Annotated in this window: 23 protein-coding genes and 2 pseudogenes; 6 read left to right on the forward strand and 19 right to left on the reverse strand. The window is 40.2% G+C overall.

Annotated elements, in window-relative coordinates; all coding sequences use genetic code 11:
* Nucleotides 1–96: 96 nt before the first annotated feature.
* The 6 genes from ruvB to DXZ23_RS09130 form a co-directional block, all read right to left on the reverse strand.
* Nucleotides 97–1,104, reverse strand: a complete 1,008-nt coding sequence (ruvB, locus tag DXZ23_RS09105; protein ID WP_017805741.1) for a Holliday junction branch migration DNA helicase RuvB — start codon at nt 1,102–1,104, stop codon at nt 97–99.
* 13 nt (nt 1,105–1,117) lie between these two features.
* On the reverse strand, nt 1,118–1,732 hold the full coding sequence (gene ruvA, locus DXZ23_RS09110) for a Holliday junction branch migration protein RuvA (RefSeq protein WP_017805742.1): 615 nt from the start codon (nt 1,730–1,732) through the stop codon (nt 1,118–1,120).
* A 191-nt stretch (nt 1,733–1,923) separates the two neighbouring features.
* Nucleotides 1,924–2,484 carry a crossover junction endodeoxyribonuclease RuvC gene (gene ruvC / locus DXZ23_RS09115; protein WP_035695911.1) on the reverse strand — a complete coding sequence of 187 codons (561 nt, stop codon included), beginning with the start codon at nt 2,482–2,484 and terminating at the stop codon, nt 1,924–1,926.
* Nucleotides 2,485–2,556: 72 nt separating this feature from the next.
* A complete protein-coding gene (locus tag DXZ23_RS09120; RefSeq protein ID WP_017805744.1) occupies nt 2,557–3,297 on the reverse strand; it encodes a YebC/PmpR family DNA-binding transcriptional regulator in 741 nt (246 codons plus the stop codon).
* A 256-nt stretch (nt 3,298–3,553) separates the two neighbouring features.
* Entirely contained in the window at nt 3,554–3,997 is a 444-nt protein-coding gene (gene nudB, locus DXZ23_RS09125) for a dihydroneopterin triphosphate diphosphatase (protein WP_017805745.1), read from the reverse strand.
* A 118-nt stretch (nt 3,998–4,115) separates the two neighbouring features.
* On the reverse strand, nt 4,116–4,766 hold the full coding sequence (locus tag DXZ23_RS09130; RefSeq protein WP_017805306.1) for an IS1595-like element ISHpa1 family transposase: 651 nt from the start codon (nt 4,764–4,766) through the stop codon (nt 4,116–4,118).
* 202 nt (nt 4,767–4,968) lie between these two features.
* On the opposite strand from DXZ23_RS09130, the gene DXZ23_RS09135 reads away from it, so the two are divergent.
* Nucleotides 4,969–5,916, forward strand: a complete 948-nt coding sequence (locus tag DXZ23_RS09135; RefSeq protein WP_017805811.1) for an IS110 family transposase — start codon at nt 4,969–4,971, stop codon at nt 5,914–5,916.
* An 86-nt stretch (nt 5,917–6,002) separates the two neighbouring features.
* Here DXZ23_RS09135 and aspS read toward each other — a convergent pair whose 3' ends face one another.
* From aspS to DXZ23_RS09150, 3 genes are all read right to left on the reverse strand, one after another.
* Nucleotides 6,003–7,772, reverse strand: coding sequence for an aspartate--tRNA ligase (aspS, locus tag DXZ23_RS09140; protein WP_017805748.1), 1,770 nt, complete (start codon nt 7,770–7,772; stop codon nt 6,003–6,005).
* 87 nt (nt 7,773–7,859) lie between these two features.
* On the reverse strand, nt 7,860–8,156 hold the full coding sequence (locus DXZ23_RS09145) for a type II toxin-antitoxin system RelE/ParE family toxin (protein ID WP_017805749.1): 297 nt from the start codon (nt 8,154–8,156) through the stop codon (nt 7,860–7,862).
* A 21-nt stretch (nt 8,157–8,177) separates the two neighbouring features.
* Complete coding sequence (locus tag DXZ23_RS09150; RefSeq protein ID WP_026138487.1) at nt 8,178–8,447, reverse strand: type II toxin-antitoxin system RelB/DinJ family antitoxin; 270 nt, start codon at nt 8,445–8,447, stop codon at nt 8,178–8,180.
* 192 nt (nt 8,448–8,639) lie between these two features.
* On the opposite strand from DXZ23_RS09150, the gene cmoA reads away from it, so the two are divergent.
* Nucleotides 8,640–9,365 (forward strand): carboxy-S-adenosyl-L-methionine synthase CmoA, encoded by a 726-nt coding sequence (gene cmoA, locus DXZ23_RS09155; protein ID WP_017805751.1) that lies wholly within the window; start codon nt 8,640–8,642, stop codon nt 9,363–9,365.
* 120 nt (nt 9,366–9,485) lie between these two features.
* Here the strand turns inward: cmoA and DXZ23_RS09160 are convergent, their stop codons facing one another.
* The 3 genes from DXZ23_RS09160 to DXZ23_RS09170 form a co-directional block, all read right to left on the reverse strand.
* Nucleotides 9,486–10,550: a porin gene (locus tag DXZ23_RS09160; RefSeq protein WP_017805752.1), complete on the reverse strand. Its 1,065-nt coding sequence runs from the start codon at nt 10,548–10,550 to the stop codon at nt 9,486–9,488.
* A 272-nt stretch (nt 10,551–10,822) separates the two neighbouring features.
* Nucleotides 10,823–12,013, reverse strand: a complete 1,191-nt coding sequence (locus DXZ23_RS09165) for a porin (RefSeq protein WP_021724426.1) — start codon at nt 12,011–12,013, stop codon at nt 10,823–10,825.
* Nucleotides 12,014–12,287: 274 nt separating this feature from the next.
* Nucleotides 12,288–13,424 (reverse strand): RNA-guided endonuclease InsQ/TnpB family protein, encoded by a 1,137-nt coding sequence (locus tag DXZ23_RS09170; RefSeq protein ID WP_114995492.1) that lies wholly within the window; start codon nt 13,422–13,424, stop codon nt 12,288–12,290.
* Nucleotides 13,425–13,469: 45 nt separating this feature from the next.
* Here DXZ23_RS09170 and tnpA point away from each other — a divergent pair, with 45 nt between their 5' ends.
* Nucleotides 13,470–13,886 (forward strand): IS200/IS605 family transposase, encoded by a 417-nt coding sequence (gene tnpA, locus DXZ23_RS09175; protein WP_017805755.1) that lies wholly within the window; start codon nt 13,470–13,472, stop codon nt 13,884–13,886.
* A gap of 407 nt (nt 13,887–14,293) precedes the next feature.
* On the opposite strand, the gene sstT is transcribed toward tnpA, so the two are convergent.
* On the reverse strand, nt 14,294–15,538 hold the full coding sequence (sstT, locus tag DXZ23_RS09180) for a serine/threonine transporter SstT (RefSeq protein WP_017805756.1): 1,245 nt from the start codon (nt 15,536–15,538) through the stop codon (nt 14,294–14,296).
* Nucleotides 15,539–15,864: 326 nt separating this feature from the next.
* Here sstT and DXZ23_RS09185 point away from each other — a divergent pair, with 326 nt between their 5' ends.
* Entirely contained in the window at nt 15,865–16,299 is a 435-nt protein-coding gene (locus DXZ23_RS09185) for a LexA family protein (RefSeq protein ID WP_017805757.1), read from the forward strand.
* Nucleotides 16,300–16,445: 146 nt separating this feature from the next.
* Nucleotides 16,446–16,700 carry a DinI-like family protein gene (locus DXZ23_RS09190; protein WP_017805758.1) on the forward strand — a complete coding sequence of 85 codons (255 nt, stop codon included), beginning with the start codon at nt 16,446–16,448 and terminating at the stop codon, nt 16,698–16,700.
* A 180-nt stretch (nt 16,701–16,880) separates the two neighbouring features.
* On the opposite strand, the gene pgi is transcribed toward DXZ23_RS09190, so the two are convergent.
* The 4 genes and pseudogenes from pgi to DXZ23_RS09215 all read right to left on the reverse strand — a co-directional run.
* The gene (gene pgi / locus DXZ23_RS09195) at nt 16,881–18,527 is read right to left on the reverse strand and encodes a glucose-6-phosphate isomerase (RefSeq protein ID WP_017805759.1); all 1,647 of its coding nucleotides are present in this window, start codon (nt 18,525–18,527) and stop codon (nt 16,881–16,883) included.
* 283 nt (nt 18,528–18,810) lie between these two features.
* Nucleotides 18,811–19,893 carry an alanine racemase gene (alr, locus tag DXZ23_RS09205; protein ID WP_017805760.1) on the reverse strand — a complete coding sequence of 361 codons (1,083 nt, stop codon included), beginning with the start codon at nt 19,891–19,893 and terminating at the stop codon, nt 18,811–18,813.
* A gap of 4 nt (nt 19,894–19,897) precedes the next feature.
* Complete coding sequence (locus DXZ23_RS09210) at nt 19,898–21,313, reverse strand: replicative DNA helicase (RefSeq protein ID WP_017805761.1); 1,416 nt, start codon at nt 21,311–21,313, stop codon at nt 19,898–19,900.
* A gap of 224 nt (nt 21,314–21,537) precedes the next feature.
* A pseudogene (locus DXZ23_RS09215) lies at nt 21,538–22,044 on the reverse strand (VOC family protein); the annotation flags it as partial.
* 171 nt (nt 22,045–22,215) lie between these two features.
* Between DXZ23_RS09215 and argS the strand changes: the two are divergent.
* A complete protein-coding gene (gene argS, locus DXZ23_RS09220) occupies nt 22,216–23,949 on the forward strand; it encodes an arginine--tRNA ligase (RefSeq protein ID WP_017805763.1) in 1,734 nt (577 codons plus the stop codon).
* Nucleotides 23,950–24,209: 260 nt separating this feature from the next.
* On the opposite strand, the pseudogene modC reads toward argS, so the two are convergent.
* Both modC and modB read right to left on the reverse strand, forming a co-directional pair.
* Nucleotides 24,210–24,890: pseudogene (modC, locus tag DXZ23_RS09225) on the reverse strand (molybdenum ABC transporter ATP-binding protein); the annotation flags it as partial.
* Nucleotides 24,877–25,599, reverse strand: a complete 723-nt coding sequence (modB, locus tag DXZ23_RS09230) for a molybdate ABC transporter permease subunit (protein WP_017805765.1) — start codon at nt 25,597–25,599, stop codon at nt 24,877–24,879. The gene modB and the pseudogene modC, both read right to left, overlap by 14 nt.
* Nucleotides 25,600–25,613: the final 14 nt, after the last annotated feature.

The following is a 25,613-nucleotide window of genomic DNA, read 5'->3' on the forward strand; positions in this document are numbered from 1 at the left end:
TTTCTACATTAACTTCCTGTCGCTTACTGCTTTATTAGCTCGATAAAGCTTGCGAAAAAACGGAGCACTTCCCTACTCCATCGTCTTTTTTTCTCCCTAATCAGTCAGCTTATCAATCCCCAAATGACGATAAGTTCGCAATGTGGCGATACGGCCTCTTGGGGTGCGTTGTAAAAAGCCTTGTTGGATTAAATAAGGCTCAAGCACATCTTCAATGGTTTCGCGTTCTTCACCAATGGCGGCGGCAAGGTTGTCTAACCCCACAGGGCCGCCGTCAAAACGTTCAATAATGGCACTCAATAATTTGCGATCCATAAAATCGAAGCCTGCGGGATCAACGTCTAACATTGAAAGGGCGGATTTGGCAATTTGTGCGGAAATTTGTCCTGCATTTTTAACATCGGCGTAATCTCTCACACGACGTAATAAACGGTTAGCAATACGCGGTGTCCCACGGGAACGACAGGCTATTTCTTGCGCAGCATCTTGTTCAATGGCTAAATTTAAACAATATGCACTACGAGCGACAATAGATGTCAGATCTTCTACAGAATAAAACTCTAAACGTTGAACAATACCAAAACGATCTCGTAGTGGAGATGTCAATGAACCGGCTTTCGTTGTCGCCCCAATCAACGTAAAAGGTGGAAGATCAAGTTTAATCGAACGTGCAGCCGGTCCTTCCCCGATCATAATATCCAGTTGATAATCTTCCATTGCAGGATACAACACTTCTTCAATGGCTGGGGAAAGGCGGTGAATTTCATCAATAAATAGCACATCGTGCGGTTCAAGATTGGTGAGCATTGCCGCTAAATCACCCGCTTTTTCAAGCACTGGCCCTGAAGTAGTGCGGATATTTACCCCCATCTCATTGGCCACAATATTGGCAAGAGTGGTTTTCCCTAACCCCGGTGGGCCGAAAATCAATAGGTGATCGAGTGCATCTTGACGTAGTTTGGCGGCTTGGATAAAGATTTCCATTTGTTCGCAAACTTGCGGTTGCCCCACATAATCGGTGAGTAATTTAGGGCGAATAGCACGGTCAATAACTTCTTCATCGAATTTTTCTGTTGCACTTACAATTCTATCTACTTCAACCATTACAATGCCTTATTTATAACGATGCCTTTAGTGCTTCACGAATTAACTGCTCACTATTGAGATCTGGGTTTGCGACTTTCTTCACCATTTTTTCAGCTTCACTCGCTTTATAACCTAGTGCAACTAATGCGGCAATTGCATCATCGATATGAACATTTTCTTTACTTGATGATTTTTCTGCCACTGGTAAATGCGTGCTTTCAATAAAGAAATCGCCTTGTGGTAAATCTTTAAATTTTCCTTTTAATTCAACTAATAAACGTTCTGCTGTTTTTTTTCCTACCCCTGGAATTTTAACTAATTTAGATAGTTCCTCTCGCTCAATCGCATAAGCAAATTCATTAACTGACATTGCGGATAAAATTGCCAACGCTAGTTTTGGTCCAACGCCGTTAGTTTTAATTAATTCACGAAATAAAGTGCGGTCTTGCTTGTGGGAAAATCCAAACAGCAAATGTGCATCTTCTCGCACGACTAAATGGGTAAATAAAGTTGTTTGTTGCCCTGTTTCTGGCAAGTTATAAAAGCTGGTCATTGGCAATAAAAGCTCATAGCCCACGCCTTGTACATCAAGCAAAATTTCTGGTGGTTGCTTTTCGACTAATAATCCTGTTAAACGGCCTATCATAATTTTCCCTTAAAAAAGATTTGTCATAGGATAAAGTAAAACTGGATAAATATCCAGTTTTAAACATAAAATTTTATGACTTAACCCTATAATCCTTTAAGCAACAAAAAACAAGCTAGAAACCTCAGCCATATCAAAATTTATGTGGCATAAAAATAACGCCGCGTTGTTTTAACATCAAACAACGCTTGTTACAAACGAAACCGCCCTCGGCTATATCTCGGACGCAAAAGTGCGGTGTTTTTTCCTACTGTTTTTTGCACATTCTGATTAATTTGCGATAAATGGGCGAAAGAGTGAGCGTGTGTAATCGCAATCGCTAAGGCATCGGCGGCATCGGCTTGCGGTTTCGCAGAAAGGTTTAAAATACGCGTAACCATTTCTTGCACTTGAGTTTTATCGGCCGCCCCTGTGCCAACCACCGTTTGCTTAACCAAACGTGCGGCATATTCAAACACAGGTAAATCGTGGTTCACTGCAGCGACAATCGCCACACCGCGAGCTTGTCCAAGTTTTAATGCAGAATTGGCATTTTTCGCCAAAAACACTTCTTCAATGACAAACATTGTGGGCTGAAATTGCGTGATAATTTCGCTTACCCCCGCATAAATGCGTTTCAGACGTGTAGGCATATCTTCTGCTTGAGTGCGAATCACTCCGCTGCCTAAATAGGCCAACTTTAACCCCACTTGACGGATTACACCGTAGCCCGTTAAACGAGAACCGGGGTCAATCCCCAAAATAATTGCCATTTGATTTCCTGTTTGAAAAGGTTCAAATACCCTAAACAAAAAAGGTGCTTTCGCACCTTCTTCCATTACGCATTAAAGTAATGCGGCAACTTCATCACTGATTTCGCCGTTGTGATACACATTTTGCACATCATCACAATCTTCTAGCATATCAATTAAGCGTAATAATTTTGGTGCGGTTTCGGCATCAAGTGCCACGGTTGTTGATGGGATCATTGTAACTTCCGCTTCTTGAATTTTAAATCCAGCCGTTTCAATGGCTTCACGCACGGCACTTAAATCTTCCCAAGCGGTGTAGATTTCAAAACTGCCGTCTTCTTGTGGTTGAATATCGTCAGCCCCCGCCTCTATCGCCGCTTCAGTTAAGGCATCTTCATCAGCTTCTGCGATCAAAATCAAGCCTTTTTTGCTGAACAAATAACCGACCGAACCCTCTGTCCCTAAGTTTCCACCGCATTTAGTGAAGCTTGGACGAACCTGTGAAATGGTGCGGTTTGCGTTATCACTCAAGCATTCCACCATTACCGCTGTACCGCCTGGACCATAGCCTTCATAAACTTTGGTTTCCATATTGGTGTCATCGCCACCGCCCACACCGCGATCAATTGCACGGTTGATGGTATCACGCGTCATATTATTAGAAAGGGCTTTATCCACCGCGGCACGCAAGCGTGGGTTTGCACTGGTATCGCCACCACCTAATTTTGCAGCGGTAACTAATTCACGGATTAATTTAGTAAAGATTTTGCCACGTTGAGCATCTTGGGCGGCTTTACGGTGTTTAATATTCGCCCACTTACTATGTCCTGCCATTTTTTTTCCTTCTGTTTTTGTGATCTTTTTGATCTTGAGTTTAATTAAATTTGTTTGTTTTTATAAATTGGGTTTCGCCCTTGGCGACTTATGTTCACCGCAATAGGCGTCATATCTAGTGCGTAGTTATTGCTACTATCAAATCTCCCCCGTCTCCTATTTACTAAAGAGGGGGGATATGAGCGTATGATTAATACACTTTGCTCTATAGCTACTAAATTCCCCTCTTTAGCAAAGAGGGGCTAGGGGAGATTTATCAGCCCTTATTTACCAAATATTTCTCAATCGCTGCGGCGTTATTCGGCGATTTTGTCATTTGCACGGCCTGTTGTGGGGAAACCCATTTAAAAGCCAAATGCTCGCTTAATTGCGGTTCAAATTCCTCTTCCACCGCACACAAAAACCAATGTTCGCGACAGTGGGTGATATTCGGTGCGTATTTATAGCGGAAATGGGGAAAAATTTCAAATTCTACCCATTCATTACAATCAAAAAGTGTGGTGGAATTTTCAGAAATTTTTAACCGCACTTCTTCCCAAAGCTCACGAATAGCTGTTTGCCTCGGCGTTTCGCCATTTTCCATTGATCCCGTTACCGATTGCCAAAATTCAGGATCGTCTTTGCGTTGCAACATCAGTACGCAATGCGTATTTTTAGCATAGATAACAACAAGAATGCCATGGGGATTTTTGTAGCTCATCTATTCCTATTTCTCCATAACACTGTTATCTAATTCAATACCTATCTAAATTGTTTCGTATTTTTGGGGCGTATGCGATACGCCCCTTGTATATTAAAATTGGGGCTGTCCTAGATAACTAGACTAAACTCCCTTTAACCAATTGTTTTAAAATAGAAATTTGACTTTTTATGTTGCTGTAATTAAAACGCCATTCACATTCCTTTAAATAAAGCTCAAAATGCGCTTTTGGGATACCATTAAATTTGCGTAAATGGCGTTTTGCTTGGCTCCAAAAATTCTCAATTCCGTTAATGTGGTTATGATTTTCAGCAAAATGTGTGCTGTGATTGATACGAAAATGACTAAATTCACTCACATCAAGCACGTCATAACTACGATAATTATCGGTGTAAACAATACTATCAGGCTTTACCTGCTCCCGAATAATGGGTAACAAGGTGGCAGATTGCGTATTTGGAACCGCAACGGTATAAACCTTGCCATTGCGCTTGAGAAGCCCGAATACCGCAATTTTCCCTGCCGCACCACGACCACGTTTGCCTTTGCGAGCACCGCCAAAATAACTTTCATCGGCTTCAATTTCACCTTCAAACATCTCTAAGTGAAGGCTGTTTTGATAGATGAGTTGGCGTAAACGATGAAAGTAATATGCGGCAGTCGTTTTGTTTACATTGACTAACTCTGCTGCTGTCCTTGCAGTAACACCTGCAACAAATAGCTCAATGAGTTTATTTTGTTTGTGCTGACTTAGACGACTTTTTCTCATTGGTTCATTCTAACCTAAATAGATTTTTTAGTTGTTATCTAGGACAGCCCCTTAAAATTAATATAAAATAGCAACAAAACCCCGTTATCTGCATCTCGCATACGCCCCAGGCAACAAACCGAGTTGTAGCAATGAGAGCAGATAACATTTCACCAAAAAACCGAACAGTTGCCAGACTTAAACCCGAATGCAAGGCAGGTTAATGATGAATGAACAAACTTATTGTGGTATTGATGTTGCTAAACGTCATTTCGTCATTGGGCTTTCTACCCAAAAACGAACAAAAACCGAAACCAACAATCCGAAAGGGATTGCACATACCATTGAGTATTTACGTCGTTTCAGTGTGGACTTAATTGTCCTTGAAAGCACCGGTGGGCTTGAACTTCCATTAGCTAAAGCACTCCACCGCACAGGCTTTCGTGTGGTGATTGCCAACCCGCGACAAACCAATCAGTTTGCGATGTCGCAGTCACTAGCAAAAACCGACAATAAAGATGCTAAAATGTTGGCTTTTTACGCCCAAATGCTCGCAATGCGTGATAATGTAGCACAGCAGCTTTACATACCACCCACTCCCGAGCAGGAACAGCTTGAAGCCCTTGTTTCACGCCGTAATCAGCTTGTTGAAATGCGTTTTGCGGAGAAAAACCGCCTTGAACAAGTTCATTCCACACAAGTATTCAGTGTTGAACAGCATATCGACTATCTCAGCCTGCGTATTGATGAGCTGGATAGGGAAATCGAACAGCATCTCAAACATTTTGACGATACAATAAAAAAGTTTAAAGACATCAAAGGGTTGGGTACACAAACAATAGCCGTTTTGATGTCAATGTTGCCTGAGTTAGGTCAATACACACATAAACAAATCGCTTCACTTGTTGGTGTTGCACCCCATCCTAAAGAAAGTGGCAACACCAAATGGAAAAGCCGCTGTTCAGGTGGTCGCAAAGCCGTACGAAATGCACTGTATATGGCAACATTTGTTTGTGTGCGTTTTGAGCCTAAACTCAAACAATTTTACGAACGCTTACGTGCTAATGGTAAGGCGTTCAAAGTGGCGATTAACGCCTGTATGCGTAAGCTTCTCACCATTTTAAATGCGATTGTCCGCGATGACTCGCAATGGGACGCTCACGCACTTTAATTAACGAATTTGTATTTTTGCTTTTTAGCGGAATACAGTTGCTACATTAGATCATTCACACAAATTCAGTGGCTCTGTTCCAGAAATTATTTCTCGTTTTTCACCACGCTAACCCCCAACTCCGTCAATGCCTGCGGGTTAGCATAGCTTGGGGCTTCGGTCATTAAGCACGCGGCGGCGGTGGTTTTCGGGAAGGCGATAACATCACGAATGTTGTCGGTACCAGTTAAAAGCATCACTAAGCGGTCTAAACCAAAGGCTAAACCTGCGTGTGGTGGTGTGCCGAATTTTAGTGCGTCCAGCAAGAAGCCGAATTTTTCTTGTTGTTCTGCTTCGTTAATGCCAAGAATGCGGAATACAGTTTGCTGCATTACAGGGTCAAAAATACGCACCGATCCGCCGCCCACTTCGTAGCCGTTAATCACCATATCATAAGCGTTCGCCACCGCAGCTGTTGGATCTTGCTCTAATTGGCTCGGGCTGAAATCTTTCGGTGAAGTGAATGGGTGGTGCATTGCGGCAAGGTTGCCCTCTTCATCACGTTCAAACATAGGGAAATCTACCACCCAAAGTGGTTTCCATTCTTCCAAGCGAGTTAAACCTAAATCACGGCCTAATTTCAAGCGTAATGCGCCCATTGCGTCAGTGGCAACGTTCCATTTGTCTGCGCCGAAGAAAAGAATGTCGCCATTTTGTGCTTGCACACGGTTTAATAACGCATTTAACACTTCTTCAGAGAGGAATTTTGCGATTGGGCTTTGCACGCCCTCTAAGCCTTTTTCAAGCTCATTAACTTTCAACCAAGCTAAGCCTTTTGCGCCATAGATACCAACAAATTGGGTGTATTCGTCAATTTGTTTACGGGTAGTACTTGCGCCATTTGGTACGCGGATTACGGTTACACGGCCATTTGGATCATTGGCAGGGCCGCTGAATACTTTGAAATCCACGTCTTTCACTAAATCAGCCACGTCCACCATTTCTAATGGGTTACGCAAATCAGGTTTGTCTGAACCAAAACGCTGCATTGCTTCTGCCCAAGTCATCATTGGGAATTTACCGAGATCTACGCCTAAGATTTCTAACCATAATCCGTGGATCATTTGTTCCATAATTTCACGCACTTCTGGTGCGGTTAGGAAAGAAGTTTCCACATCGATTTGAGTAAATTCAGGCTGGCGATCAGCGCGTAAATCTTCATCACGGAAACATTTTACAATTTGATAATAGCGATCAAAGCCGGACATCATCAGCAACTGCTTAAATAATTGTGGCGATTGCGGTAAAGCATAGAATTTGCCTTTATGCACACGGCTTGGCACTAAATAGTCGCGTGCGCCTTCAGGGGTGGCTTTGGTGAGCATTGGAGTTTCAATATCTAAGAAACCGTGGTCGTCAATAAAACGACGTACAAAACTGGTGATTTTCGCACGAGTTTTTAAACGTTGTGCCATTTCAGGACGGCGTAAATCTAAATAACGGTATTTTAAGCGTTGCTCTTCCGTGTTATTTTGATTGAAATCCAACGGCAACACATCAGACGCATTGTAAACAGAAAGGGATTTCGCCAACACTTCCACTTCGCCTGTTGCCATATTTTTATTGATTTGATTTTCAGGGCGCGCAATGACTTCGCCTTTAATTTGCACGCAAAACTCATTACGCAAGCCCGCCGCAGCGGTGAGTGCTTCTTGATATTTCGGGTCAAAGCAGACTTGTACAATGCCTTCACGATCGCGCAAATCGATAAAAATCAAGCCACCTAAATCACGGCGCTTATTCACCCAACCGCTCAGAGTAACTTCTTGCCCAATGTTTTCACGGTTTAACGCCCCGCAATAATGAGTTCGCATCATAATATTTTCCTTATTGAAATCTTAAAAAAGTGATAACCGCAAGATTATAGCGGAAATCTTGGGGGGATAGAATTGTTAATTAAGAAGTTATGCAAAAACTTCTGAATGTGTATTTAGCCGAACTAATTTTAGGCATTGTTGTTCAATTTTATAAATTAACACGAGATCATTGAGAATGTGGCAATCCATATAACCTTTCAAATTGTTTTTAAGCGGATGATTTTTATATTCAGCGGGTAAAGTCAGTCCATTTGTTAAGCAGTGCATCACTTCCAAATAGCGGGGATGAACAAATAAGTGCGGTGCTTTTTTGGCTAGTTGTACCAAATCGCGCTTAAATTCTTTCGCCATTTCAATTTCCTTAATTGGCAATGGCTGGTTCATTTATTTTTTCTCTTCTGCTATTTATTGCAATAAGGTGGCAAGATCGGTTTTGTCATCAAGAGAGAGACGTTCAGCCGTTCCACTTTCAATTTCATTCATTGCCGCTAAAGTTTTTGCATTAGGTTGTAAATAATTCAAACTCAAAGGAATCGCTTTGGTGGCAGCAATTTCAGTTAAAAACATATTAAATACTTGTGACGGGGTAAGACCATATTGGGCAATCACTTCAAATGCTTCTGTTTTTAAATGTTGTGGTAAACGAAAATTCACCACGGCATTATTGTTCGTCATTGTCGTCATAATAAATCTCTCATTGGTTAAATTGATTGTATTATATTGCATATACAACGTCATTACAAATTAAGATTAATATATTTCCATTTGTGAGAACCGCAGTCTTGCTCTAAAATGCAGGCAAAATAAAGTGCGGGGGGAAATTTTGTGAATTTTCACCGCACTTTGCTAACCCATTTAGGATAAATAATGAGTAAAGATACCATTTTTTCTGCCCCGATTAAGAATTTGGGCGATTTTACTTTTGATGAAAATGTGGCGGAAGTGTTCCCTGATATGATCCAGCGTTCCGTGCCGGGCTATTCTAATATCATCACGGCTATCGGAATGTTGGCGAGCCGTTTTGTAACGCCAAATTCTAATGTGTATGATTTAGGTTGTTCTCGTGGTGCGGCAACCCTTTCGGCAAGACGCAACATTCATCAGCCCAATGTGAAAATTATTGGCGTGGATAATTCGTTGCCGATGGTGGAACGTTGTCGCCAGCATATTCAGGCTTATCATAGCGATGTTCCTGTTGAAATTTTGTGCGATGATATTCGTAACATTGAAATCAGCAATGCCTCAATGGTGATTTTAAATTTCACTTTACAATTTTTGCCTCCGCAAGATCGCACCGCGTTGTTAGAAAAAATTTATCAAGGGCTAAATCCGAATGGGGTGTTGGTGCTGTCGGAAAAATTTCGTTTTAATGATGAAAAAATCGATGAATTATTGATTGATTTGCACCACGAATTTAAGCGAGCCAATGGATACAGCGAATTAGAAGTGAGCCAAAAACGCACCGCACTTGAAAATGTGATGCGTACTGATGATATTGAAACGCACAAAGTGCGGTTAAAATTCGTGGGATTTTCTCATATTGAATTGTGGTTTCAATGCTTTAATTTTGGGTCGATGGTGGCGATAAAATAAGAAATATATTTTATTTTTGAATAAAAAAATCTGCACCTTAATCAGTTAGTTGTTTAGTCCAACTTTTGAAGTGCAGACATTAGCGTAGCTTTTTTATATGTTAAGTGATCGATTCCGCAATTAGAAGTAAACGCGTAAACCTACACCATAACGGTTGTCTTTGGTTTTGGTTGAGCCGTTTGTAGTGCCTTCTGTTTTTCTTTCTTGTGCAAATTGTACGTAAGATACAACGTTTTTAGAGAACTCATAATCTGCACCAACAATGTATATATTTTGTAGTTCTTTGGCATATGTGCCAGTAAGTCCTTTGTTTGTTGCATTACGTTGCCATTGTGCAAATACTTTTGATACTGGTAACACTTGATACTCAGCAGCAACTAAAAGATGACGAGATTTTGCAGTATCTGCTAAATTTTTAGCGTGACTTTGACCATATTCAACACCAAATTTTGCATCACCCAAACCTAGTTGAGTTGCTAAACGCCAAGATTTTTTAGGATTAGCACCCTGATTATTTGTATATGCGTTATCATATTTTTCAACAGTGTAACCTGCATTCACATTCAAGGTTACACCACCAAAATCCGCCCCATAGAATGCACTTACACCATAACCATTTTTAAGAGCAGGTGCCTGCTGATGTTTCTTCGCTTCACCAAAGACATAATCTGCACCAAAGCCTAATGTGTGCCCTTCAGCAATTTGGAAATCTGCAGAACGGAAAGAAACCGCTTTTTTACCACTAGTAAGGAGATTATTATTTCCACCTAAGAAATAAGCATTATCATTTAATTGAACAGCGTCACCAGTCGTATCTTGTCTACCAAAAGAAACACGACCTACGCCTTCTTTTTCAAGAGCTAACCATAATTTGTTTGTTACTGGATTACCAAAAGTATTTGTCGCTGCATTTGAGTCTTCAAATACACCCTTTTTAAAATCATCAAAACGTAAACGAGCATAACCTAAGGCTTTGAAACCATCACCTAAATCTTGTTGTGCGGTGAAGTTAATGCGAGATTCGTTATTACGTAAGTCAGTGCGTTGTCCTTTACCATAGTTACCTAATACTACATCAAAGTAACCACCCACACCAACTTGTGTGCCTTCATTGCTGTACACTGTTGCTGCGCTTGCTGAAGTTGCAACTGCGGCAACTGCTAATGCTAATAATGTCTTTTTCATAATTGAATCCTTTTCAGAATTATAAAGTTGTTATAACAAATTTAGAACCAAGTTGAAACTTTAAAGAAAATAAAGTGTCCAACTTCACTTCTTTCGAAGTTGGCAACATCTTAACAAAAAATGTGCAGGTGTCAAAGAAAATTCCTAAAAAGCTCATTTCATTTAGTGATCAAGATCACAATTTTAAATAAAAAATTTCCTCTACTTACTTCTTTACGCAAAAGAACCCCATTCACAACAATCTTGCGAACGGGGTCATAAATAACGTTAAATTAGAAAAGCATACGAACACCTAAGCCAACAAGACGGTTTGATTTTCCGCCATTATTAAGTATTTTGCCATTTTTATCTGTGACTTTTCCTTTTCCACCTTCAAGATAAACAGCAATGTTATTAGTGAAACGATGATCAACCCCTAAAGCCCAGCCTGTCATTTTGACCACATCGCCGTTTGCTTTCTTTCCTTTCCCAAAATAGTATTCACCATACACGGCATTTTGTTTAGTGGCATCAACTTTCACGCCAACCAAGAATCGATCATTTTTATTTAATGTTAAACCGCTTACAGAATCTCCAATTTTTTGGAAACCAATCCGAGAACTTTCTGCTTTTTGATTTCCTTTGTTCCCTGCTTTTGCAAATGCCCAGTCAATACCGAAGGTGACAATAGAATATTTCACATCTATCCCTAAACCACCACGTTTAAGTTTAAACTCATCTTCTTTTTTACCTGTTGAACTATGGGTTACTTCTGTATAAGCTGATCCGGCACGAACATTTAATCCATTAAACTTGCCATCATAAAATACGCCGAAACCGTAGCCTTTTCCTTCATCTGCTTTTGTTTCACCACTCGCCCCTGAGATTGCACTTGATTTCGAACTATCTGCATTCCCAAAATAATAATCTGCAGACACCCTCACACCATTAAATGGTACAGAAATAAAATGTGCTACTTTACTATGTGCACCAAAAAAAGAGTTCGCCCCTAAATCATAAGAATAATTTGCTTTCGGGACAAGATCACCTAAATGGAGTTGTTTACCGAAAGTTAATTCCCCTATGTCTTTTTGTTTAATTCCTGCAAAAAAGCGGTGAGCTCTTAAGTCAGATCCAATACTTTGTTCTGAGCCATCTTTCTTAGTAGAAAAACGAAACTCAACAGCCCCATAGGTAGAAAAGCCATTGCCAATTTCTTGAAAAGCTCTTACGCGGACACGAGAGCCTGCATCTTGTAAATCAGAACGTTTGCCTGAATCATTACGTAATTCAAAATGCATACGACCATCAATATCAATTTTCGTACCTTCTTTTTCATAAATGACCGCAGCATTTGCTGCACTTGAAAACATTGTTATTACAGCTAAAGCGATAAGTGTCTTTTTCATAATAAATTTCCTTTTAATTGAGCTATATATAAAGAAAAATAAATTTTTCTTATCTGATATTTTACTAAATAACATATCAGATATTCGGAAATATAAACGATATCATTCTGTCTGTCAAAATTATGTCCCACCGCCCAAATAGACAAATAATAATATAAAAATCAATTAGTTATAATATTTTTCATTAAATATTAATGATGTATTTGACATCCTCCCCGCCCTAAAGGATGGGGATTCCTACTAGTGCCAATTGGCAAGCAATGGGCTACTCTCGGTGGGTTCTTGTTGCTGACCTCTCAATGAAGTTCACTTCACAAGCTCTACGGGCATGTCCTGCCCTGACATTTTATTACGCGTGGACGATAGCTCGCCCACGCCCCAATACATTTAACGCTCCAACCACATCGGCATTTTCTGTGTAGCCACATTCTACACACTCAAAATTAGCCTGTGTTTGGCGATTTTCTTTTGCTACATGACCACAACAAGGGCAAGTTCGACTGGTATTTTGCGCTGGCACTGCCACTAAAAATCCACCTTGCCATTGCGTTTTGTAGTCCAACTGACGGCGAAACTCAAACCAAGATTGATCTAATATCGCTTGGTTCAACCCTGATTTTGCAGCAACATTTTTGCCTGGTGTTTCCGCCGTACCTTTGGCTGATTTTGACATATTTGACACCTGCAAATCTTCAATATAGATCATGGCGTGGTTTTTGCTGATTTTGCTTGAAGTCTGATGCAAGAAGTCTTTGCGACAATTAGCAATTTTATGATGCAGTTTGGCGATTTTCGCCTTTAATTTCTGCCAATTTTGGCTAAATTTTACTTTATTTTTAAGCCTCTTTTGCAGTTTAGCCAATTTTCCTTTGTAAGTTTTAAAGGCGTTAACCGGTTCAAAATATTCACCATTTGACAATGTTGCAAAACGTGCAACGCCCATATCAATACCGATTTCACCGCCTTTATGTGTCGGGATTTCGTACTCAAATTCAGTTTGAATACTGACAAAATAGTGACCGCACTTTTGGCTGACGGTAACATTTTTGATTTCACCAACGATATCTCGGCTGTTGCGATAGCGAATCCAGCCGATTTTTGGCAAAAATAAGCGGTCATTTTCCTGTTCTAATTTGCAACCTTGCGGAAAACGAAAGCTCTCTTTCACGCCTTTTTTCTTGAATTTTGGAAAGTCGGCACGTTTCTGAAAGAAATTTTTGAACGCACTCTCAAGATCTTTTAGCGACTGTTGAAGCACTTGAGAATGGCATTCTTTTAGCCAAACTAATTCTTTTTTCCATTGTGGAAGCAAGTTGGCGATTTTAGTGTAACTGAACTTAAAGCTGTTATCTTGCCCGTATTGTTCATTTTGCCAAGCCAATGCCCGATTGAACACAAAACGAGAACAACCGCAAAATTGCTTGATTTTACGGGTTTGTTCGCCATTCGGCATTATCTCGAACTTAAAGGCTTTGCGTAGTTGCATTGACAAGGTTTAGAATGTAAGTTTTCAACATTTTACACTTGGTCTATGCAAAAAGAAACAGAAATTAGGCACGGTAGACATTGTGTTTTTAATATGCATGTTCACTTAGTCTTTGTAACAAAATATCGCCGTGATGTTTTTACGAAAGCTATTTTAGACGAACTCAAATTGATTTTTGAAAGCGTCTGCAATGATTTTAAAGCAAAATTAGTTGAATTTGACGGTGAAGACGATCATGTTCATTTACTTGTGGAATATCCACCGAAAGTGGCTGTATCTACACTTGTAAACAGTTTAAAAGGTGTATCAAGCCGAATGATTAGGAAGAAAAACTACTCGAACATCCGCAAAAAACTTTGGGGTAATCAGCTTTGGTCTCCGTCTTATTTTGCAGGGAGTTGTGGTGGCGCTCCAATTTCCATTATTCGCCAATACATTGAGCAACAACAAACACCTGATTAGTTAGGTTTGAAACGGCTTACGCCGTTTGTGCCTTATATCTCCGCCCTGAAGGACGGAGTTTTACGGCACATAATCTGATAAAGAGAATACTTTCAGTTTAAATACTCACTTTTGCTTTAACTATTTTATAACCTTATGAATTATAAGTATTTTCTTTATTTCTAACTAAAAAAGGAAAGTTGCATAAAAATCTGCTCACAAGCTGGTACTTTTTTTAATTCCGTGATAAATATCACATTTTATCAAATTCAAAACAGCAAATTTTCTCTAATTGTATCAAAAAGCTACCTTATACATTGCTTACTTTTTAAGAGGTGATAAAAATAAACCTACGATAAAAATCGTAGGTTCTTTGAAATGTTTATCATAAACAGTGAAAGACAAGTTGTTTTGTAATTAAAAATCACTTACCCTTGTTTTGCATTTTCTTCTGCGATGCAAGCTGCCGCAGTAAATACAACATCCGTTGAGGAATTTAATGCGGTTTCTGCTGAATCTTGTAGCACCCCAATAATAAAGCCCACGCCCATTACCTGTGCTGCAATGTCGTTAGAAATACCGAAAAGACTACAAGCAAGCGGAATAAGCAACAATGAGCCACCTGCAACACCAGAAGCTCCGCAAGCACAAACACTAGCTACTACGCTTAATAGTACGGCAGTTGGGATAGATACTTCTACACCTAAAGTATTCACTGCTGCTAACGTTAATACGGTAATGGTTATCGCAGCACCAGCCATATTGATAGTTGCCCCTAATGGAATCGAAACAGAATAAGTTTCTTCTTTTAAATTCAAACGTTTCGCCAATGCCATATTCACTGGAATATTAGCAGCTGAACTACGCGTAAAGAATGCCGTTAATCCACTTTCGCGTACGCAAGTCCAGATAAGTGGATATGGATTACGTCGGATTTTCCAATAAACTAAAATTGGGTTCACCACAAATGCAGTAAAAAGCATAGCTCCAATTAATACAAACAATAATTGGATATAGTTCAATAATGCCCCTAAGCCTTTATCCGCAAGGGTTTCAGCCACCAAGCCAAATACTCCAATTGGTGCAAAGCTAATGATGAAGTAAACAATTTTTGAAACACCTTCAGAAAGATCGTTCATCACATTTTTGGTCGTATCAGAAGCGTGACGTAATACCACCCCTAAACCAATCGCCCAAGAGAGAATTCCAATAAAGTTAGCATTAAATAAGGCATTAATTGGGTTATCCACCACATTTAACACTAATGTGCCTAAAACTTGCGAAACCTCACTTGGTGGTGTTAACGAATTATCTTGAGTTTGCAAAGCAATCTCTGTTGGAAATGCGAAGCTAAATAACACCGCAGTTAATGCAGCAAGAAATGTACCTAATAAATATAAAATCACCACAGATTTCATATTACTTTGTGCCCCAATACGTTTGTTGGCAATCGCAGAAATTACCAATAAGAAAACTAAAATCGGTGCAACAGCACGCAATGAACGGACAAAAACTTTACCTAAAAAGCCAACTTTTTCCGCTATACTGAAACCTAATACGCCTTGCAAGCTGGGCGAAATTAATGCGATAAGCAAGCCTAACAGTAAACCAATAGAAATACGTTTGACTAAGCTTCCTTGAAAAAATAGTGAATATAAACGAGATGTGTTCATAATAATTTACAATGTTGTGTCTAAACTGAGAATGCTAACGGATATTGCAATCGCAGATTATTGTTAATATTTGGATCTAATTCAGCTCCCCCTAGCGTTATAAAGATAGCCTAAATTTTTATGAAAGAAAATATAAAATCGGAAATTTCCCCCTATTATTCACATAAATAATGAAATTTTTTCTAAAAAATTAAATAAAACATATTCCCTTCTAAAATGTTTCTTTTATATATAGAAAAAATTTTTACTTTCCCCTATTGACCAACTGTACAAAACAACAGTATCATAGAACTGTATAAACAACCAGTAAACTTTGGAGAACTACGATGAATTCTTTCACCCAACAAGTTCAGCTATCTTATCAGCCAATGCCATTCCTAACAGACAATGGTTCCTTTGCCTCTACATCAAATAGAAAACTTGATCTAAACCTTTACTGTATTAAACACCCACAAAAAACTTGTTTTATCCAAGTGACTAACCCCCATATGCTCGCTTGGGGAATTGAAATCGGTGATATGCTTGTTGTTGAGAAAAGTGAACACCTAAGCATAGGAGATTTAGTGGTAATGGAACAAGATCATAAATTCTGCATCTATGAGTTTGTTGCCTATAGTGGGAAAGAATTCATTTTCCTCCCTCTTGATGCGAAAATGAATAGCATAAAATGCGATAAATGGGCAACACTTCCTATTATTGGGATAATTACTAATACTATTCATCAAATAAAATCTAACAAGAAAACAAGATTTGCAGCTTAGCTTATAAATAAAGTGCGGTGTAAATTTTTAGCATTTTTACTAATATTTTCATTTAAATTTAAAAGGTCGTAAAAAGTAAACATCGTACAGTAAAGCAAGCTGAGATCATTTCAAAATTAAATAACCATAAAACAAGAGAGGATACAATGAAACAATTAGATATTCGTTTTATGAAAGAAAATGACAAAGCACGCCAAGAATACCAACTAAAAATCATTGCTAAATTGCAAGAAATTTTACCCAAAAAAATTAGTGAAAAATTTGACGACGTTCAAATTCGTATTCGCTTTTCTAGTGCAGCTGGCGTAGAGATTTCTGGCTTTAAAAATAAAGAAGAAAAAGAACGCCTAATGGAATATTTAGAAGAATTGTGGAATGATAATTACCTATTGGAAGACTAGCATTTAATAAATTCATCTACATAATACCTCTCGTAAACGCTTCCCCAAATACGAGAAAAATGATATTTATCACAATATCACTATTTAGTAATGAAAAAACTGCTTTTAATGCAATATTAAAAGCAGTTTTCTATGATGATTAAATGTGATTAATTTTCACACACCTTAGGTAACACCATTTTAACGCCACGCCTTATACTGATTGATCAACCCATTAGTTGAACTATCGTGGCTGGTAATTTCGTTGTTATTTTCAAGCTCTGGTAAAATGCGGTTGGCGAGCTGTTTACCAAGCTCTACGCCCCATTGGTCAAAGCTGAAAATGTTGAAGATTACACCTTGGGTGAAGATTTTGTGTTCGTACATTGCAATGAGTGTGCCCAAGCTAAATGGGGTGATTTTTTGCAATAAGATTGAGTTGGTTGGTTTGTTACCCGTGAACACTTTAAACGGCACGATGTCTTTCACTTCTTCAAGGGTTTTGCCCGCTTTGACAAATTCCGCTTCCACTTCTTCTTTGCTTTTGCCGAAAGCAAGGGCTTCAGTTTGTGCGAAGAAGTTAGATAATAATTTCAGATGATGATCTGAAAGTGGGTTGTGGGTTTGCGCTGGAGCAATGAAATCACAAGGAATTAAAATTTTACCTTGGTGAATTAATTGATAGAACGCGTGTTGTCCGTTTGTCCCAGGTTCACCCCAGATAATTGGGCCTGTTTGATAATCCACCACTTTGCCATCACGTCCCACATATTTTCCGTTTGATTCCATATTGCCTTGTTGGAAATAAGCAGCGAAACGGTGTAAATATTGGTCGTATGGTAAAATCGCTTCGGTTTGTGCACCAAGGAAATTGGTATTCCACAAGCCCACTAAGGCAAGGGTGGCTGGAATATTTTGTGATAATGGCGTGTTGCGGAAATGTTTATCCATTTCGTGTGCACCCGATAATAACGCTTCAAAATTTTCAAAGCCAATAGAAAGGGCGATAGATAAGCCAATGGCTGACCATAAGGAATAGCGTCCGCCAACCCAATCCCAGAATTCAAACATATTTGCGGTATCAATGCCGAATTTTTCCACTTCTTTTGCGTTAGTAGAAAGGGCGGCAAAGTGTTTTGCGATGTGAGCTTCTTCTTTCGCACTGGCTAAGAACCAATCACGGGCAGAATTTGCGTTGGTCATTGTTTCTTGGGTGGTAAAGGTTTTTGATGCCACTAACACAAGGGTGGTTTCTGGGTTCACTTTTTTCAAAGTTTCCGCAATATGCGTGCCGTCCACGTTAGACACAAAGTGCATATTGAGGTGGTTTTTATAAGGACGCAAGGCTTCCGTTACCATATAAGGCCCTAAATCCGAGCCGCCGATGCCGATGTTAATCACATCAGTAATGGCTTTGCCTGTGTAGCCTTTCCATTCACCTGAAATCACGCGATCGCAGAAAGATTTCATTTTCGCCAGCACCGCATTCACTTCTGGCATTACATCTTTGCCGTCCACTAATACTGGTGTATTTGAGCGATTACGAAGTGCGGTGTGTAAAACGGCACGATTTTCCGTGCGGTTGATTTTTTCCCCAGTGAACATTGCTTCTGTGGCTTCTTGCAAGCCACATTCTTCTGCTAATTGACGTAATAACCCTAAAGTTTCTTGGGTAAGGTTATTTTTTGAGTAATCCACCAAAATCTCGTTATCAAAGGTTAAAGAATAATCTTTAAAACGATTCGGTTCTTGTGCAAATAGTTGCTGGATTGTAGTTTCGCCTAGGTTGCTTTTGTGTTGTTCTAAGGCTTTCCACGCGTTAGTGGTAGTTGGGTTGATGTTTTTCATTTGAGTTTCCTTCTTAATAGTAAAATAAATTCAAATTTAATCAGTTAAATAACCTTATAGCAATTCAGGTTTCGCCCTGAAGGGCGACCTACTTTTCTTTGCTTGTGCAAAGCAAAGTAGACAAAAGAAACACACCCTTGCAGCGTTGCTTTTCCTCATTCCAGTCAAATTTTTCGGGCGGCGAAAAAAGAGATTTTGCTTCGCAAAATTACAATTTTTTTCGCCTAAAAATTTAACTTCCATTCGGGCAACGCTGAAAGGGAACCCAAAATGCTACACATATTTAATCAACATATTCCGTCAAAACTCGTGGGGTGAGTTTTGTTATTAATTCATAACTTAAAATGCCGCTTATTGCTGCGATTTCTTCGATAGGCAATTCCTTACCCCATAAAATCACTTCATCGCCCACTTGATCTTGGCTGTCTGCCCCAAGATCCACCGTGAGCATATCCATTGATACTCTGCCCACAATCGGCACACGGCGACCATTAAGATAAACGGGTGTTCCCATTGGCATATCTCGCGGATAGCCATCGCCATAGCCAATGGCGACTACGCCAATTTTGGTGTCTTTTTCGCTGATCCATTTTCCGCCATAACCCACAGGTTCGCCCTTTTTATGCTCACGCACAGCGATCAGCGAGGAGGTGAGCGTCATCACGGGAGTTAAGCCATATTCTTGGCTCGGGGTATTATTAGGGGAAATGCCGTAGAGAATAATCCCCGGGCGAATCCAATCTAAATGAGAATCTTGCCAGAATAAAATTCCCCCTGAAGCGGCGATACTTCGCTCCCCCGCTTTGCCTGCGGTGGCTTGTAAAAAGGCATTCAGTTGTTTTTGCGTATAATCTGATTCCAGCTCATCGGCTCGGCTAAAATGGCTGACAAAACCAAAGTGCGGTTCGATATTTTCACATTTTTCTAATTGTTGGCAAAAATACCCCACCTCATCAAGTGCTACACCAAGGCGGTGCATTCCCGTGTCAATTTTCAGCCATACTTTAATCGGATTTGGCAATTTCGCTTGTTGTAACGCCTGTAATTGTTCCGCGTTATGCACGATGGTTTGAATATTATTCACTGCCAAAATAGGCAAATCTTTGTCGTGAAAGAAGCCCTCCAACAATAAAATCGGCTTGGTGATGCCGTTAGAGCGTAAAGTAAGTGCTTCTTCAAGCCGTGCCACGCCGAAGTAATCCACCATCTCTTCTAACGCGGCAGCCACAAACGCCACGCCGTGTCCATAAGCATTAGCTTTCACCACTGCAATCACTTTGCTTTGCGGGGCTTTTTGCTTAATAATCTCAATATTTTGTTTTAATGCCTGTGAACTAATTTTTGCCGTTGCGGGTTTTACATTCATTTTCCTACTCGTGAATATACTCAGGTTGGTCTAACAAATTATCAAAACGCGAATATTGCCCTTGGAATTTCAACCGCACTCGCCCAATTGGTCCATTACGCTGTTTACCGATAATAATCTCAGCAATCCCCTTATCTTCTGAATTGTCGTTATAGACTTCATCGCGATAAATAAACATAATCAAATCCGCGTCTTGCTCAATAGAGCCAGATTCCCGCAAATCGGAATTGACAGGGCGTTTATCCGCACGGTTTTCCAAGGTACGGTTGAGCTGTGAAAGGGCAATCACTGGCACTTCCAACTCTTTCGCTAAGGCTTTCAATGAGCGAGAAATTTCCGCAATTTCGAGGGTTCGGTTATCAGAAAATGCAGGCGCACGCATTAATTGTAAATAGTCCACCATAATCAAACTTAGCCCACCGTTTTCACGATACACCCGCCTTGCTCGCGAACGCAACTCCGTTGGCGTAAGCCCTGAAGAATCATCAATATATAAATTCGGTTTTTGTTTGAAAATGCCTAACGTGCTACCAATTTTCGACCAATCCTCATCATCTAGCCCTTGCCCTGTACGGATCTTGGTTTGATCCACGCGGGAAAGAGAGGCCAAAGAACGCATCATAATTTGTTCGGCTGGCATCTCTAAACTGAACACTAGCACAGGTTTATCACTCGCCAAGGCGGCATTTTCACATAAATTCATCGCGAAAGTGGTTTTCCCCATTGAAGGGCGGGCTGCCACGATAATCAGATCCGAAGGCTGTAACCCTGCGGTTTTTTTGTCCAAATCAATAAACCCTGTGGTAACCCCTGTTACCCCATTGTGGGTTGCACTTTGGCTCAAGGTTTCGATTTTATCAATGGTTTTTCCCAGAATTTCGATAATATTCTGCGGGCCTTCGTTTGATGTCGTCCGCTTCTCGGCAATGGCAAACACTTCACGTTCCGCTTCGTCTAAAATATCTTTAGAATCTCGCCCTTTGGTTTGATAGCTCATCTCCGCAATGCGGTTACTGACCCCGATTAACTCGCGTAAAATCGCTTTTTCTCGCACAATGTCGGCATAAGCAATAATATTCGCCGCACTCGGCGTATTGTTGGAAAGCTCCGCTAAATAGGCAAAACCGCCCACTTCTTCGCTCACACCACGATTTTTCAAGGCTTCATCAAGGGTTAATAGATCCACAGGTTGATTTTGACGGATCAAATTCATAATTTCTTGGAAGATCAAACGATGTTCAAAAGTATAAAAATCGTCCGCGATAATCCGCTCAGCCACCGCATCCCAATGGGTGTTAGTGAGCAACATTCCGCCGATCACCGCCTGCTCCGCTTCAATGGAATGCGGTGGAACGTTGATTTGTTCTATTTTTTTATCTCGAGCAACATTTTTTTGCCCAGAGGAAGGTTGTTTTGCCATAAATTACTTTTACATCACACTAAAATTTACCGCTTATCATATACCAAATTGCAGTGGGGTTTAAGTAAAAGAACGGGGAAATCCAATTTGTAAAAAAGAAAAGTACTTTATACTGAAATATTTTTCTATCTGTATCAAAAATCTTAATTATTATATTTAAAACTAAATGCAAAAAGAAAATAGCTCAATTTTGAGTATAGTTCCAATTAGATAGAATTTTTGATCTAAGAAATAACTACTCTTTTGATATGATAAGGATGTACTTTAATACAGCAATGATGCCCCTCACTATTCACAAAACTCACAGCAATAGAAGGATTTGCTAATGTTTCCCCCTCTACTTTCGGTGTGCTTATTTTAATGCTCACCTCTGATATTTTATTCCATAGAAAATAAGAATTTATGCGTTCAATCCATTCATTTGTTGTTTCCTTAGGCAAAAAAGGAATAACCACCTCAATATGTTCCCACCCTTCTTGTGGATATTGTTTATTTTTGGGAAAAGGCAGCTCGATAACATCAACAAGCTGATTAGCAATTATTAATGGTTTATCAAGCTGAATTAGGTAGATTTTTCTTCCATTCACCAAATTACTGCTCAAAATTTTACCGCACTTTGTTAATTCACTTAGCCAACGCTGTGCAGACTGTTCTGTATTTACTCGCACGGCTATGTGGTCAATTTCATAATTTTGCAATGGTAATGCCATTTTTTTGGCAAGCTGTAAAATATTTTACTCAAATTTGACAAATGCATTGTGAGAAAAGAAAGGATTTTCAAATAAAAAAGTACTTCGTTCTGATGTTGTCATATTTTCTTACTTTATTTTTTGTCTTAATAAGGAAAGAACGGTATCATAACGAATTATTTTATTTCCACAATTTAAAATTAAGGATAAACCGTGAATATTCAATCCATTTTATCTGACAAAATTAAGCACGCAATGCTCCAAGCGGGGGCTGATGAACAATGCGAAGCCCTAGTACGCCAATCTAACAAACCACAATTTGGCGATTATCAAGCTAATGGCATTATGGCAGCAGCGAAAAAATTGGGTTTAAATCCCCGTGAATTTGCACAAAAAGTACTAGAACATCTTGACCTTAGCCCTATTGCCGACAAAATTGAGATTGCAGGCCCTGGCTTTATTAATATTTTTCTTTCACCAACTTGGCTTGCGGATAATGTGCAAACCGCATTAAAAGATGATCACCTTGGCATTCACACGGATAAAAAAGAAATCATCGTGGCGGATTATTCTTCACCTAATGTAGCAAAAGAAATGCACGTTGGGCATTTGCGTTCAACCATTATTGGTGATGCCGTGGTGCGTACCCTTGAATTTTTAGGGCATAAGGTGATCCGTGCTAACCACGTTGGCGACTGGGGAACGCAATTCGGTATGCTCATCGCCTATTTAGAAAAAATGGAAAATGAACACGCCAGTGAAATGGAATTAAGCGATTTAGAAGCCTTTTACCGTGCGGCGAAAGAACATTACGACAATGATGAGGCCTTTGCTGAAAAAGCCCGCGGTTATGTGGTGAAATTGCAAAGTGGCGATGAATACTGCCGTGCAATGTGGAAAAAATTGGTTGATATTACAATGCAACAAAATCAACGCAATTATGATCGCTTAAATGTTACTCTGACAGAAAAAGATGTGATGGGCGAAAGCCTGTATAACCCAATGCTCCCTGCCATTGTGGAAGATTTAAAAGCACAAGGATTAGCCGTGGAAGATGACGGTGCATTGGTGGTTTATCTTGATGAATTTAAAAACAAAGATGGCGATCCAATGGGCGTGATCGTGCAGAAAAAAGATGGTGGATTTTTATACACTACCACTGACATCGCCGCCGCAAAATATCGTTATGAAACCTTAAACGCCGATCGCGTATTGGTGTTCTCGGATACCCGTCAAAGCCAACATATGCAACAAGCGTGGTTGATTACCCGCAAAGCAGGTTATGTGCCAGAGAGCTTCCAATTAGAGCATAAAAACTTTGGAATGATGCTTGGCAAAGATGGCAAACCCTTCAAAACCCGTAGCGGTGGCACAGTAAAATTAGCGGATCTTCTTGACGAAGCCATTGAGCGTGCGGATAAATTAATTAGCGAAAAAAGCACCGCACTTTCTCCAGAAGAAAAAGCCGCCGTGGTTGAAGCGGTAGGAATTGGCTCAGTGAAATATGCGGATTTATCCAAAAATCGCACCACCGATTATGTGTTCGATTGGGATAATATGCTTAGCTTTGAAGGCAACACCGCGCCTTATATGCAATATGCTTACACGCGTATCCGTTCCATTTTCAACAAAGCCGGCATTAGCCCTGCACAGCTTGCAGATGCACCAATCAAAGTGGTCGATGAAAAAGAGTGCGCTTTAGCCATTAAATTGCTCCAGTTTGAAGAAGCAATCCAACAAGTGGCAAAAGAAGGCTCACCACATATTCTTTGTGCTTATCTTTATGAATTGGCTGGCGTGTTCTCAAGTTTCTACGAGCATTGCCCAATTCTTAACAATGAAGATGAAAGCATTAAACTCAGCCGTTTGAAATTGGCATTGCTGACAGAGAAAACCTTAAAACAAGGGTTGGATCTGCTAGGGATTAAAACCGTAGAGAAAATGTAATTTCAATATCACAAAAAAACACCACACTTTGATCTGCTCCCCAAACGCTGGACATCTTCCAAGAATTAAGGAGCAGATTTTTTATAGGAAACCATTACCCAACGGAATTTCAAACATTTCTTCTACAACTACTCGAAAACAACCATCTCAATGCTTACGTTCAAAGGAGACGAGCCAATTTCTTGCTATAAGGAAAATTATATCTATGGTCATTTAAATTAGAATTTTTTGAAATAAAAAGGTTATCTTTATTCCGCCATTTTCCATTGTTTAAATAACGGGTTATTTAACAGATTATTTAAACGCTCATAGGCTTTCACTTTACCTTGATCTAATAGCACAACCTGCTGAGCCAAACGCTGTAATTCCTCAAGGCTGTGAGTAACATATAAAATAGGAATGGAAATATCTTTCGTGAGTTTGTCCAGATAATCCAACAATTCCCTTTTACGCGGAAGATCCAAGGCCGAAAGCGGTTCGTCCATCAATAACATATCGGGCTTAGAGAGCAAGGCACGTCCAATAGCAACGCGTTGTTTTTCGCCGCCAGATAAGGTGATCGGGTAGCGTTTTAGCAAGGGTTCTATGCCGAGTAGTTGCACGACGCGTTCAAAGGTTTCCCCATCAGTTCCCTTTTTCATTCCGTAGCACAAATTTCCCTTAACCCGATAATGCGGAAATAAACGGGCATCTTGAAACACATAGCCCATTTTCCGTTGGTTGGGCGGGAGGCAAATCCCCTTAGCACAATTCACTAACTCGCGTCCATTCAAGCGAATGTAGCCCGCGTCAGGCTGTAATAATCCGCTGACGAGGTTAATCAAGGTGGTTTTGCCCGAGCCAGACAACCCGAATATGCCCGTAACGCCTTGATTTGGCAAGGTTAAATTCGCCGAAAAGTGAAGTTTGCCTAATGTTTTTTGTACATTAATTTCTAACATCGGATTGTCCTAAACGTTTTTGTGTGTATTTCGCAAGCCATTCTGAAAGCAATAAGGAAATGAGAGCAATAACAATGGCGATCCCACATAAGCGAGCCGCTGCCCCCTCCGCCCCTGGTGTTTCAATAAAGGAAAACATCGCAAGGGGAATGGTTTGGGTAACTTTTGGTATGTTAGACACAAAGGTGATGGTCGCCCCAAATTCACCCAACGAGCGTGCAAAGCCCAAAATCACCCCTGCGAGGACACCGGGCAAAGCTAGGGGCAAGGTGATAGTAAAAAAGGTTCGTACGGCGGAAGCCCCTAGCGTTCGAGCGGCTTGCTCTAATTTAAAATCCACATTTTCTAAAGCTAAGCGAATGGATCGCACCACCAAAGGAAAAGCAACGATCGCCGAAGCCAATGCCGCCCCATACCAATTAAAGCCAAAGCTAAAGTCGAACCATTGCAATAAATATCGCCCAATGATCCCGTTTCGCCCCATTGAAATCAGTAACAAATAGCCCACCACCACAGGGGGCAGAACGAGGGGTAAATGGATAATCCCGTTTAATAGCGATTTTCCCCAAAAATGTTTGCGAGCCAACAACCACGCCACAAAAATGGCTAGTGGCAAGCCTGCCAAGACGGAAACCACTGCCACTTTCACGCTCAACGCGATGGCATTCAGTTCCCCTTGAGAGAGGTGAAAAAAATCCATTCCATTCATTACAAAATTATCCA

This window comes from Avibacterium paragallinarum (genome assembly GCF_900450705.1).
Lineage (GTDB): Bacteria > Pseudomonadota > Gammaproteobacteria > Enterobacterales > Pasteurellaceae > Avibacterium > Avibacterium paragallinarum.